This window comes from Thalassococcus arenae (assembly GCF_019104745.1).
Classification (GTDB): domain Bacteria; phylum Pseudomonadota; class Alphaproteobacteria; order Rhodobacterales; family Rhodobacteraceae; genus Thalassococcus_B; species Thalassococcus_B arenae.
Genome location: NZ_JAHRWL010000002.1, coordinates 460594 through 475119, shown reverse-complemented (window position 1 = coordinate 475119; position 14526 = coordinate 460594). Strand labels below are relative to the sequence as shown.

Annotated in this window: 1 protein-coding gene; it reads right to left on the bottom strand. The window is 66.4% G+C overall.

All coding sequences use genetic code 11. The annotated features are described in order from the left end of the window. Positions 1-12: 12 nt before the first annotated feature. Positions 13-14379: a beta strand repeat-containing protein gene (locus KUH32_RS13555; RefSeq protein ID WP_217779143.1), complete on the bottom strand. Its 14367-nt coding sequence runs from the start codon at positions 14377-14379 to the stop codon at positions 13-15. Between the last annotated feature and the right edge of the window lie 147 nt (positions 14380-14526).

Here is a 14526-nt window from a genome sequence, read left to right as displayed (position 1 = left end):
TGTCCCCTACCCTTACCGCGACCGCACGATCTGGCGTTCGATGATCAACTTGTACCGACCGGTTCCGCGCCATTTGCGCTTGAGCGTCTGTTCCAGAACGCGCAACCGCGCCCGGCCCAGTTCCGGCCCCTCGCCCGCCTCAAGGACATAGGTCAGGCGGATCGTCGATGGCGTGTCGGCGATCTGCCCCAGCAAGCCGTCCAGAGCCTGATCCAGCGCCGGTGACGCATCGGCCTGGCCCGGCGCAAAGGCACGATCGGCGAGGTCGATATTGACCAGGTTCGAAAGCGAGGCGCCGAAATTCAGCTTGGCCAGCTTGCCCGCGGTCAGGCGGATGTTGCGCGGGTTTTCGGTGGTCACGCGATAGCCCGAGGGCAGCGTGCGCGTGTCCAGTTTCAGCTGGAAGTTCGAGCCGATGTCACGCGGCAACGCCGCACAAGGCACGCTGAAGCGGCCGAATTCGTCGGTGGTGATGATCAACCCGTTCGGCGTGACCAGGCGCACATCCGGAATGCCCGGTTCGTCACGGTTCACCGTTTCGGGTTGCACCGGCAACACCGCCGCCTTGCCGCCCTTGCCATCCGCCCCGGCGATGTAGTCGCGGTCGATGATCTGCGCCGGCAGGCTGTCAGGCCCGTCCTGATAGCCGTTGCCGTTGCGGTCGTCGAAGACCTTGCCGATCACGTCCGAACAATCGAAGACATGTTCGGGATCGATCCGCACCACCGCCCGCGCGACGTTCGAAAGCCGCCGGCCGAATGCATCCTGCAGATAGGCGCGGTTCTCACGCTCGCCGAACCCGCCCTGGCGCGCCACGCGCACCGAATAGGTCAACACCGCCGTCGCCGACGCGGCCAGATCGGTCGTCCAGACCAGCGTGCGGCCCGACACGACCGGGTCCACCGCCACGCCGTCGATCCGCGCCGTGCCGGGGGTGTAGTTCAGCCCGACCGGCAACCGGTCGACGACCTGCGCGCCGGCATAGGTGTTCAGCGTGTCGTTGCGGAAGCTGAGCGTGTAATTCACCGTCTCGCCGAAGACCGCGGTTTCCCGATCGGCGGTCTTGGTCGCAACGACATCCGGCACGCCGGCGCAGGCGGTCAGCGGAAGGTTGTTGTTGATGATGAACGGATCGCCCGCCTCGAAGGCAAAGGCGGTGTGGAACGGGTTCGCAGCCTCGGCGAAATCGGCCAGCACGCCGGTCGCACCGAACTCGCCCGAGCCAAGTGCGGCAGGATTGTCGGGCAGCAGGCTGGTCGCGTCCAGCGTCGCGCCCGGCAGGCGCGTGGTCGAGGGCGTGCCGATCCCCGGGTAGTCCAGCGTCAGAGTGTAGGTGCCGGGCGCCGTGACGTGGAACTGGTAAAAACCCAAGCTTCCATCCTGGATGATCACGATCGGACCGCTCACACCCGTGCCGGTCTGGCTGAAGCCGCCACCGCTCACGGTGATCTGCCCGCCGGTCAGGATACGGCCGTCTTCCTCGCAGTAGAAATAGCCGGTCGGGTCGTAATCCTCGGCATCCGGAATGCCGTCGCCGTCGCGGTCGGCCGTGGCCGATTCCAGATTGTCGGGAATGCCGTCGCCATCTTCGTCCGTGACCGCCAGCGCCACCTCGGCCTCGGTCGGATCGCCCAACTGGTCCGAGGTCACGGCGGCGGTGTTGGGCGCACCGGGCTGGCCGGTGGCCGTGGCGTAGGTCAGCGTGACGGTGATCGTACCGCTGCCGCCCGGCGCCAGGGTCGCATCGCCGGACAGCAGCGCCGTCACGATGTCGCCATCATACGCGCCGTTGGCCGAGCCGTCGGCGAACCCGCTGGCGGTGACTTCGACCGGGTAGGTCTCGGACAGCAGCAAGGCCGGCGACAGAAACGAAACAAGGTCGTCGGTCACCTGGATTCCGGTCTGGGTCAGGTTGCCGGTATTGGTGACGGCGATGGTGAAATCCACCTCGTAGATCGTGGGGAAGACGACGCGCGGTTCCGACACGGTCTTGACGATGTCGAAACTGGGCAGCGGTGTCACCTCGGCGATGGTCGGATCGCTGTCGCCGGTTCCATCGTCGTCCGAGATGTCGGTCACGCTGCCGCCACGTGGCGTGGTGCCGGTGGCGGTCACGGTGTTTGACAGACCGCCGCTGTCGATATCGGCCAGGGTCAGGGTCGCGCTGGCGGTGTAGGTCGCCGTTTCGCCGGGTAGCAGCGTGCCTTCGGGCGATGCCGGGCTGCCATCGGCACCGGTGAAGACCAGCGGCAGGGCGCGCGGGTTGCCGCCATCCAGATCGGTCAATGCATCGCTGACGGTCACACCGGTCAAGGTCACGGTGCCGGTGTTCCGGACGGTTACCGCGTAGGACACCGTATCACCCGCGGCAGCGCCGACCTCGGTCACCTGCTTGATGACGGTCAGTTCCGGCACCGGCGCGATGGTCAGTTCTGTCGGATCGTCGGTGGTGTTTCCGTCCAGGGGATCATCATCCGCCGAAAGATCGCTGACCGGCCCGCCATCCGGATCTCGGGCCGACACCACGGCCGAGTTCACCAGACCGCCCGCATCGACATCGGCCTGCGTGATTTCGTGGCTGAGCGTCCAGGTCGCGGTCTCGCCCGGCGACAGGCTGGCCGGCACGTCATCCGCGATCGGAGTGGCAACGAGGGACGCGCCATCGGCCCGTTCGAAAAGGTCGGTCACCGAAAGGTCCGTCAGGTCGACATTGCCGGTGTTCAGCGCCGCGATCTCGAACACCACTGTTTCGCCGACAAGATTTCCGCTGGACGTCACCCGCTTGGTCACGCTCAGCGACGGCGCACCATCGATCGTCAGAACGGTCGGGTCGTCGCTGGTATTGCCGTCCCCGTCCCGGCCGTCATCGGACGCATCGCTGACCACGCCCGCGCCGGGGTCTTCCGCGGTTGCGGTCACCCGGTTCGAAACGCCGCCTTCGTTGATATCGGCCTGCTGCAACGTGTATTGCGCGGAATACAGCCAGGTTTCTCCGACGTCGAGTTCGCCATCGTTGTCGGTATCCGATGCGGCGATCAGCGCGAAAGGCGCGTCCAGCATGATCGGGCGGCCGTCCAATGTCTGCATGGTATCGACGATGTCGACATTGCTCAGCGTGACATTCCCGGTGTTTTCGACCGACAGCGTGTAGCTCAGAACCGCCCCCGCGACGGGCGCGACCGGAGCCAGAACCTTGGTCGCCTCGAGCGCCGCGACCTGTGCCGGGCCATCGGTTGTCACCTCCGCCGTCGCGGTGACCGGACCGTCGAAGGGATCCAGACCGGTCACGGTTGCGCTGTTGTCGATCGAACCGGCATCGACCATGGCCTGAGTCACCGGGATCGAGAAACCGCAGGCGCGGTTCACCGCGCCGGGTGCCAGCGTCGCGATCTCGCAGCGGTAATCCGGGTCCAGCAGCTCGGACACCGTCAGACCGGTCAGGGTCACGTTGCCGGTATTGGTCACCGTGAAGCGATAACTCAAAGTGCTGCCGACACCGCCGAAGGGCGACGGCACGGCGGTCTTGACCAGCGTCAGACCCGGCGCAGCGGCGGGCATCGCGGTCGTGAGAACGGTCTCATCTCTCACCGGATCGCCATTCGGCGCGACGCCCGAAACGGACGCGGTGTTGACCAGCGACCCGGTGTCGATATCGGATTGCCGCACCGTGTAGTCACCGTCGCAGCTGAGCGCCTCACCCGGCGCCAACGTGGCGGCGCTGCATGTCAGCCCCGGCAGAAGCGGATCCGAAATCGTGATCGCACGCAGCGTCTGGTTGCCGCTGTTGTTGGCCTCCAGCGTGTAGGTCAGCACCTGCCCCGCGCCGGTCACAGGCAGCGTCGCGACGCTCTTGGCCAGCGTGAGTTCGGGTGCGGCATCGGCGGCGACGGTCTCGGACACCGGCGGCGAGGTCACCATGGTATCCCCCGCACCGAAGGTGGTCTCGGCGAAGGCATCGTTCACGATCTCGCCGGCATCCAGATCGGCCTGGGTGACGACATGCGTGGCGCTGCAGGTCGCGACCTCTCCGGCGGTGAAATCCGGGTCGGCGGTGGTTGGCGTGAAACAGGCGATCTCGCCCAGTTCGGTGTCCCGGATGACCACCGGCGCCACGAAGGCCCGCGTGCCGGTATTCGTGACGGTGAAGGTGTAGTCGATCTCGTCGCCCACGGCGGCAAAGCTGGCACCGGCCTCGGCCGTCTTGGTGACGCTCAGCGCCGGGATGCCTTCATTCGGGATGGTCACGCCGACCAGCGGCGCATCCGTCGTCCCGTCGCTGGCGCCCGCCAGGTTGGTGACGCTGCCCAGGTCCACATCGTCAACGGTGACGGTATAGTCGGCGGTGCAGGTATAGCTGTCGCCTGGCGTCAGCCCGTCGACCGGGAAGGCCGGGCAGATCATGTCCGCCGCGGGGATCAGGTTGTCGGTCACGGTGATCGGTTCGGTGATCGTCACGTTGCCGTCATTGCTGACGACATAGCTGTAGCTGACCGTGGCACCGACGACGAAATCGGCCGCGTCGATGGATGCCGCCGTCTTCACCAGGTCGATCGCAGGAGCCTGGACCGCGGGCAGCGACACCGTCGAGGGATCCGAGACGACGGTCCCGTCCGGCGTGCCGCTGGTTGCGGTGGCGGTGTTGTCGATCCCGCCCGCGTCGATATCGGCCTGGACCGTTTCATAGTCGGCGGTGCAGACCAGTTCCGCGCCGGGGATCAGCCCTTGGGCAGGCAGGGTCGGGCAGGTCACGGCCACCCCGGCATCGGCCAGGAACGGGTCGTCGATCACCGGCGCTTCGGTCAGGGTGACGTTGCCGGTATTGGTCAGGGTGAAGACATAGCCGACGCTCACGCCGGTGGCGCTGAACGAAGCCGGGGCCGTCGCCGCCAGCGTCTTGGCCAGCCGCAGCGACGGATCGGCCGGTATCAGCAGTTCGGCAGGATCATCGGTCGTGTTGCCGTCGCCGTCATCGTTGTCGTCGGAGACATCGGTGACCGCCGGGCCCGAGGGCGGTGTGCCCCGCCCCGTCACGCTGTTGCGCACGCCGCCCGCATCGATATCGGCTTGTTGCAGCGTGTATTGCGCGGTGTAGGTCGCGGTTTCGCCCGGCCGCAACGTGCCCTGAGGCGAGCCGAGGCTGCCGCCGCCGAAGGCGGGCGGTGCGTCCAGCGACAGCGCGGTGCCATCGGCGCGCTCCAGGTCTTCGGACGCGATGCCGACCCCGGTCAGGGTGACGTTGCCGGTGTTGGTCAGCGTGATCTCGTAGCTCAGCAGACTGCCCGCGACCACGTCCGAACCGGTCAATTCCTTGACCGCCTCGATCCCCGGCGCGGCATCGATTTCCACAAGTGTCGGGTTGGTGGTGCCATTGCCCGGCACGCCATCATCCGAACTGACCGCGATCGGGCCATCGCCCGGCGTGTCGGCAATCACCCGCACCTGGTTCGACAGCCCGCCCGCGTCGATATCGGCCTGGGTCAGCGTGTGGCTGAGCGTGTAGGTCCAGGTCTCGCCCACCTCCAGCAGGCCGACGATCCCGCCATCGCCGCCGGTCAGCGCGGGCGGCGCAGGCAGGGTCAGCACCGTGCCGTCGGCCCGTCGCAGCGTGTCGGTCAGCACGACGTTGTCCAGTGTCACGTTGCCGGTATTGGCGACCGCGATATCGAAGCTCACCACCTCGCCTGCCGCCGCCGGGTCGCTCAGCGCGCCGGTATCCGCGGTCTTGACCACGCTCAGCGCCGGCGCGGCGGGCAATTCGGTCAGCGTCGGCGCGTCGGTATCGGCGGCATCGCCCGAGACGTCGCTGGTCGGGGTGCCGTCCGGCCCGACGCCGGTGCCCGTCGCCTGGTTCGATACCGCGCCGGCATCGATATCGGCCTGGGTCAGCGCATAGGTCGCGGTGAAGGTGACGGCGCCGCCTCCGACAGCCAGGTCGATCGCGTCGGCCTCGGCATCCAGATCGGCGCCGCCGCTGTCATAAACCGGGATGGGTGTCGTCCCTGCCCCACCGAACCCGGTCTCGGCCACGCCAAGATCGAACAGAGTCACGTTGCCGGTATTGGTGATCGTGTAGGTATAGGTGATGACGTCGCCGACGCTGGGCACTTCGTCGGCGCCCGCGTCGAAACTGGACGCCTTGACCACGGCCAGGGCCGGCGCTCGGGTCAGTTCCGTCGCCGTGGGGTCGCTGTCACCCGGCGCATCCGCGCTGTCGTCCGAGACGTCGCTGACCGGGCCGTCAACGGGGTCGGTCGCGGTTGCGGTCACGCTGTTCGTCACCCCGCCGCTGTCCAGCATCTCGGCCGTCAAGACGACCTGCGCGGTATAAGTCCAGACCTCGCCCACATCCAGCGCGCCGGCGGTGCCCGTGTCGGTTCCGTCGAAGACCGGCACAGGCGCCGGTGTCAGCACGGTGCCGTCGGCATCGCGCAACGTGTCGGTCAGGACCACGTCGGTCAGGGTGACGTTGCCGATATTGCGGACGGTGATTGTGTAGTCGATCACGTCGCCGATCGCCGGCGGGCTCGACAACACCGGCGCGGCGGTCTTGACCACCTGCAGCGCCCCCGCGGCGGTCAGCGGGGTTTGCGTGGCGGCATCGTCGCCGGGCGTGCTGCCGGACAGATCGCTGACCGGATCGCCGTTCGGGTCGGCGGCACTGGCGGTGGCCTGGTTGGCAACACTGCCTGCGTCGATATCGTCCTGCGTCAGCGCATAGGTCGCGGTGAAGCTTACGGTACCACCGCCGACCGCCAGGTCCGCCGCATCGCCCTGACCGTCCAGATCGGCGCCGCCGGATTCATAGACCGGCGTGGGCACCGCCCCAGCTCCGCCGAAGCCGGTTTCGGCAACGGCGACGTCGAACAGGGTCTGGTTGCCGGTATTCGTCACCACGTAGGTGTAGGTGATAACGTCGCCCACATCGGCGCGGCCGTCGCCGCCATCGTCCAGGCTGGCCGATTTGACCACGGCAAGCGCCGGACCTTCGCCAAGATCGACAATGGCCGGTGTGTCGAGATCGTCGGGCACGTCCACGCCCTGCGGGTCCTGCGCCACGACCGATACGGTATTGGAGACACCGCCGGCGTCGATGGCCTGCTGATCGATCGCGAAATCGGCCGTGTAGACCCAGCGTTCGCCGATCGACAGGTTGCCGTCGCTGTCGGTATCACCACCGGAGAAATCGGGACCGTTGCTCAGCGTCAGACTTCCGCCATCGGCATCGGTCAGCGTATCGGTCAGCACCGGCGCGGTCAGGGTCACGTTGCCAGTATTTTCCACGACGATTTCGAAGGTCACGATATCGCCCACCGTCGCCGGGTCGCCGATAGCCGTGTCATCGGCCGTCTTGGTCACGGCCAGCGCCGGTGCCTTGACGATCGGCGACACTGCCGCTCCGGCCTGAACCGGTGCCAGCGCTGTGTTGTCGGGATCGTTGCCCGTGACCTGCGCGATGTTCGTCAGATCGGCCTGCGCATCCACATCCGCCTGCGTGACGGTATAGGCCGCCGTGAACGTCACCACATCGCCGGGCGCAAGCGTCGTCCAGACGCCATCGCCGTCGCTGTCGACCGAAGTCCCGGTTTCGTTGATATCCGTCGTGAGCGTATCGCCGCCCACCGCCAGCGCCACCGTGCCCGCCGCGCTGGTATGCTGATCGCTGACCGTCACGTCGGAGATGGTGACATTGCCGGTGTTGGTGACGGTATAGCTGTAGGTGATCTCCTGGCCTTCGGTGGCGCCGGCGGTGACCGAAGGCGTCTTGACCAGTGACAGGCCCGGGCTCCGAGCGGCGGGGATCGTCAACGCATCGGTGGCCTGCGGATCGCCCGGCGCGACCTCGGACGACGTCACCGTCGCCGTGTTGGTCACGCCCCCGCTGTCCAGATCGGCCTGGGTGACGGTGTAGCTGGCGGTGCACTGATAGAAGTCCGACGGCAGCAATCCGCCCGAGGGAAGACCCGCGCAGGCGAAGGTGCCGATCTTGTCATCGGTGATCTGCGGCACCTCGGTCAGGGTGACATTGCCGGTATTCACCACGGTGTAGGTGTAGGTGACCAACTGGTTCCAGGTATCGATCTGGGCAAGATCGGCGCTCTTGGCCAGACGCAGTTGCGGGTCGCGGTCCGGCCCGCGCACGAAGACCGAACCGGACCCGGTGAAATCCGGAAGCGACGGGTTGTCCGGCGTCGCGGTGACGTTGGCGGTGTTGGTGAAACCACCAAAGGTCGCACCGCCGCCGGTGTTGATCGCGTCGATATCGGCCTGCGTCACCACGTAGGTGAATTCGCAACTTGTATCGGTGGCGCCGGGGGCGATCGGACCGGTCGTGCAACTGGTCGGCGTAACAGGCCGCTCGTCGGTGACGACTGCCTGGCTGAGCGTGATGTTGCCGGTATTCCGCACGGCGATGCGGAAGGTCACCGGTTCTCCCGGACCGGCAAAGGCCGCACCGGCGCCGGGATCGGGATCGACCGTCTTGGTCACGACCATCGCGGTGACGGGTGCATCCAGCGGCTGACTGTGTCCGCCGGTCGCGCCGACGGAGGCGCCTTGCGGGTCGGTCGCTGCGGCGCTTGCGGTGTTGACCAGCGTCTGCGCATCCAGGTCGGCTTGGGTCACGGTATAGGTGCCGGCGCATCGCAGGGCCTCGCCCGGCAGCAGCACGACGTTGGCCGGGGCCGCCGACGCGGCGCCTGCGACAGGCACCACGTCGCAGCTCAGCGACGGGATCAGCGGATCTGTGATCGCCACGCCGCGGAGCGTCTGGTTGCCGCTGTTGGTCGCGATGATCGTGTAGGGCAGAACGTCACCGGCCGAAGCCGTGGCGATCCCGGTATCGGTCATGTCCTTGGCCACCGTGAGGCCCGGCAGTTCGTCGGCGCTCACCGTCTCGGATGCATTGGGCGACGTGACATCGGTGGATGCGCCGCCGGGCGCATACACCGTCTTGGCCACGGCGTTGTTGGTGACGAAGCCGCGGTCCACATCCGCCTGCGTCACCGTGTAATCGAACGAACAATCGTGGCTGGCGCCCGATGCGAAGACCGGCGTGCCGCCACCCGCCGCCGGGCGGCAGGCGAGCGTGCCCATCTTGTCGTCCTCGATGGTGATCGCGTCGCTCAGGCCGACATTGCCGGAATTGGTCACGGTATAGGTATAGGTGATCGTGTCGCCCGCAGCGTCGAAACCCGTGTCGGCCGGGTCGGCGACCTTGACCACGCTGAGCGCCGGGTCGGCATCGACCGGATAGATCGCGTTGTCGCTGGGCGACCGTACCGGGCTGCCGTCGAAACTGCCTGTCGCGAACACCACGTTGGTCGCCGAGCCGAGATCGATGTCGTTCGAGGTAACGACATGGCTCGACGTGCAGGTCAGCGTGTCGCCCGGTTCCAGGGCACCGCCGGGCACAGCCGGGCAGATCGGTGTGGCCAGGTTGTCGGTCAGGGTGATCGGCGCATCGACCGTGACGTTGCCGTCATTGCTGACGACGATCTCGTAGCTGAGCGTGTCGCCGACATTGAAAAAGCCGGGGTTGTCCGTGCCGGTGAAGGTCTTGACCACCGCGAGGCTGGGATCCTGCACGGCGTTGACGCTGACGCTGTCGGGTGCCGACTGCACCGGGCTGCCGTCGAAGACCGTGTCGGCCGTGGCGATGTTGGTCACGGTGCCCGCGTCGAGATCGGCCTGGGCCGCCGTCCAGGTCTGTTCGCACGTCACGCTTGCGCCCGGCGCCAGCGGCGCGGTGGAGCAGGTCAGCGTTCCGGGTATCCTGTCGTCATCGACCGTCACGTCGGCCGTGGTGGTGACGTTGCCGGTATTGGTGACCACGTATTCGAAGACGATGGTGTCGCCGACGCTGTCGAAACTGGACGGCGAGCCGGCCTTGACGCGCTTGTCGATGCCAAGGGCAGGCAACTGGTCTGCCGTGACCGTGGCGGCGTCGCTGTTGGACGTGACGGTCACCGTAGAAGGATCGCCGGGGTTGGCGGGCACCACGGTCTGTTCGGCGCTGGCGGTGGCGGTGTTGGTCACCTGCCCTGCATCCAGGTCGGCCTGTGTCACGGTATCGCTGGCCGTGCAGGTCAGCGATGCGAGCGGCGCCAGTCCGCCCGCCGGAAGCGCCGGACAGGACACGGTGCCGATCCGGCTGTCGGTGATGACCACCGGTGCGGTGATGGTGATGTTGCCGATGTTGGTGACGTCGAATTCGTAGGTCAGGCTTTGCCCGAGCGTATCGAAAGTGCCGGCAAGGGTCGCGGTCTTGGCCAGGCTCAGCGCGGGCGCCTGTGCCGGGCCGGTGACCGTGACGGTCGCGCTGTCGGCGACCGGCGTGGCGCGGACCGCGCTTTGGCCGGTGACGGTGGCCGTGTTGGTATAGCTGCCGGCATCGACATCGGCCTGGCTGAAAGCCTTGGTCGCGCTCAGCGGTGTGGTGTCGGCGCATTGTGTGGTGCTGTCACCCGGAAGCAGGTCATCAAGCGCGCAAGTAAAGCCCAGATCGTCATCCGTGATCACGAGCCCGGTCAGGGTCACGTTGCCGCTGTTCTCGACCTCGAAGGTGTAGCCTTCGGTGTCGGTGGCCGAGGCAAAGACACCATCCGCGGGCGTCTTCGTGATCGTCACCGAAGCGTTTTCCGCCGGACCGGCGACGGTGACGCTGTCGTCGACATCCGCCGGCGCCGCCACTCCGGCAGGTGCATCCGCCGAAGCGGTCGCGGTGTTGGTCAGCGATCCGGCGTCGATATCGCCCTGGCCGATCGTATAGGCGGTCGTGCAGGTGGTGCTGTCCACCTCGCCCGGCAAAAGCGTTCCGATCACGCAATTGACCGGGCTGCCGAAGAACGGATCGGTGACCGTGACATTGGACAGGGTCACGTTGCCGGTGTTGCGGACCTCGAAGACGAAATCGATGCTCTGACCGGCGCTGGTGAACCGAGCAGGCGCGCGTTTGTCGAATGTGAACGCGGCCACCCGCGCCGGGCCGTTCACCGTTTCCGAATCGACCGCGGCGGTGATGTCGGGGGAATCCACGGTGGCGGTGTTGTCGATCTGCCCGGCGTCCAGATCGTCTTGCGTCACCGTGTAGAGAAACGAACAGGACGTATCGGTCGCACCGGGCGCCAGCGTCGGGATCGTGCAACTGAACCCGGCATCCAGAACATCCGTCACGGCCAGCCCGGTCAGGGTCTGGGTGCCGGTATTGGTGACCTGCATCGTGTAGGTGATCTGCTGGCCTACGCTGGCAAAGCTGGCCGTGCTGGCGACCTTGGTGATCGATGCCGACTTGCTGGGCACCAGCGGGTCGACCGGTACGGACTCGGTGGCCGTTTCGCTGAATTGCGCGCCCTGTGCCGGTTGCGCGGTGGCGGTGGCGGTGTTGTCGATCTGTTCGGCATCCAGATCGGCCTGGGTGACGAAATAGGCACCGGTGCAGCTGTCGTTGTCGCCCGGCGCGATGCCGGTCAGCGTGCAGGACAATCCGGGGATCAGCGGGTCGGTGACGGTAACCGACGCAAGCGTCACGTTGCCGGTATTCGTGACGGTGAACGTATAGTCGAGCTGTTCGCCCACCGCAGCGAATTGCGCAGGCCCGTCCTTGGCAAAGGTCATCGACGGCGCCGGGACGACGGGAACACTGGCGGTACTGACATCCGAGGTGACGGTGATCGTCCCGCCAGGCGTGACGAAGGGGAACGACGCCGTCGCGCTGTTGTCGACCGATCCGGCATCCAGTTCGGCCTGGGTCACACCCGTCCGCGTGCCGGTGCAGGTGAAACTGTCGCCGGCGTCGAGCGTGGCCGGTTGCGCCGAACAATCCGCCGTTGCCGACAGCAATGCGTCGCTGATCGTGACCGGTTGGTCGGGCAACAGGATCTGCGTGTTGCCGGTGTTGGTGACAAGAAATTCATAGGCGATGCTGTCCGAGGTCGCCGCGACAGAGGCGGTCGGCGACGATTTCGCTACACCGATCGCGGGCGAGAAACTGGGCGAAACCAGCGCCGTATCCTCGTTGGACGTCACACTGCCCGCGTTCGCAGTCGCGCGGTTCTGCACCGAGTTCGCGACGATGTCGTCCGATGTCAGGACATAGTCTGCCGTACAGGTCACGCTGGCACCCACCGCCAGCGGCAGCGCATCGCATGTGAACGAACCGATCTTGTCGTCGGTGACGGTAATCTCGGTGCCGCCGGTCGTGGCGGTGTTCAGCGTGACGTTGCCGCTGTTGGTGACCTCGAAACTGTAGGTGATCGTTTCGCCCAGCTGGTATTCCGCCGGGGTCAGCGTCGGCGCCGTCTTGGCCAGTGTCATCGCGGCGTTCTGCACGGCCGGGACGGTGACCTGGTCGGCGCCGCTGGACACCGGGTTCGGCGTCGGTCCGGCTTCGGTCGCGCTTGCCGTGGCTGTGTTGACCACTTCGCCCGCATCCAGATCGCCCTGAACGGTGCTGTAGCTCGCCGTGCACACCATCTGCGTGCCGGGCAGGATTTCCGTTCCCGGACAGGTCACCGCGGTCCGGTCGTCGGCCACGGCCGGATTGAGCAGCGTGACGTTGCCGGTGTTGCGCAGCACGTATTCGTATTGCAGCACGACCCCGGTCGCCGCGAAGGTCGTCGGCGACGCCGCTGCCAGGCGTTTGTCCAGGCTCAGGCCGACCGTGCGCGTCGCGGTCACGCTGGCGGTATCGCTGTCGGACGCGGTGAGCCCGCCCACCACGATCTCGGCCGAGGCGGTGTTTTCCACTTGCCCGGCGTTGATATCGTCCTGGTCGACCGCATAGGACGCCGTGCAGACAACCGCATTGCCGGGCGGGATGGCGCCTGCGGGACACGTCGCGCCGCCGGTCAGCGCATCGGTGATGGCGGGCGGGCCGGGAAAGGTGACGGTGCCGGTGTTCACGATGCGGATCTGGTAGGACAGCACGTCGCCGATGCTGTCGAAACCGGCGGTCAGGGCGGTCTTGGTCAGGTCCATCGACACGACCGGCGTCGGCCCCGGCAATGTCAGTCCGGCGCTGTCGGTCACATCGGTGCCGTTCGGATCTTCGGCGGTCACGCTTGCGGTGTTGTCCAGCGTCGTGCCCGAAGTGGCGAAACCGTCGATATCGGACTGACGCACGGTATAGCTGGTATTGATGACGGTCTCGTCACCCGGAGCCAGGCTGGTCACGACCGTGTTCAGCCCGGTCAGCGGGTCGGTCACCGTGACATCGCCGAGCGTGACGTTGCCGTCGTTGCGCACGGTGATCGCATAGGGAACGGGCGTGCCGACCGCACCGAAAGCCGACAGGGTCGAGGTTTTCTCGATCGCCACGACCGGATTCGGCGCGGGTCCGGTCAGGGTCACGCTGTCCTGCCGCGCGCCGAGGGTGCCGTGGTCGGGCACGCCGGTGGCGACGGCGATGTTGGTGACCGACTGGTTGTCCACGTCTTCCTGCGTGACGGTGTAGGTGCCGGTACATGTCGCGAAATCCGGCGTCTGGCCGGGGTTGACGTCCAGGATCACCGTCTTGTCGCATGTCACCGAGGCGATCTTGTCGTCCGCTACCGCCAGCGACCGGATCGGCACCGACCCGATATTGGTCACGACATAGGTGAAATCGACCGTCTCGCCGGCGGTGGTATAGGTTGCGGCACTGGCCGTCTTTTCGAGCGTGTAGCCCGGTGCGACGGTGACGATGTCGATGTTTTGCAGCGACGGTCCGCGGGTGAAATCCCAATAGTTGTCGTTCGGGTCACGGTCGAAGACCTGCGTGGTGGTCTGGCCCGTCGACAGGATGTTGGACAGCAGCGCCGGATTGGTCGAGGTGAACCACCCGGTATCAAAGGTCTGGTTGCCGAAACCGACCCCGAAACCAAAGCTCACCGTCCCGGAATCGTTCGTGGCCTCGGTCGTCAGGCCGGACCAGCTGCCGACATTGAAGCCGTTGAGGATGAGCGAGATGTCCCCCTCGTCAAAGCCCCCTTGCTGGGTGTCGCCGTCGAAGGCACTGAACCGGATATGCACGGCGCTCAGACCGCCGCCGAAATAATCCGAGCAGGACGAGAACCCGCAATTCAGCGTCAGCGGATCGTTGATGGTGAACGGATTGCCGCGGAACCGGGCCGGCCGGCCGCGATTCTGAAACCCGACAAATGCGCCGGTCGGGTCGGAAAACTGGAAATAGAGGTTGCCGTTGTTGCCGACGAGCACGAAGGCGACGCCGCCGGCTTGCGGGTAGTCCGACGGCAATCGGATCGACGTGCCCGGCACCGTCGTGGTGAAGGTGGTCGCTTGAACCGGACCTGCACCCCAGAAAACCAGCGCCCAGACCAGAGCGCACACCACACTGCCGACCGCCCGGCACAATCCTGACAACACCCTGCGTCCCTCGAACATCGGGGCTTTTGCCCCATTTTCGGTTGCGGCGCGTTGTATTTTTGGTTTTCGCGCCCGGAATCCTCGTCAACCCTTGGCGGTAAGGTTAATGACACATGACAGGCAGACAACCGAAAAGTGCCGCGGTGACGGGCTTGCGACGATTTT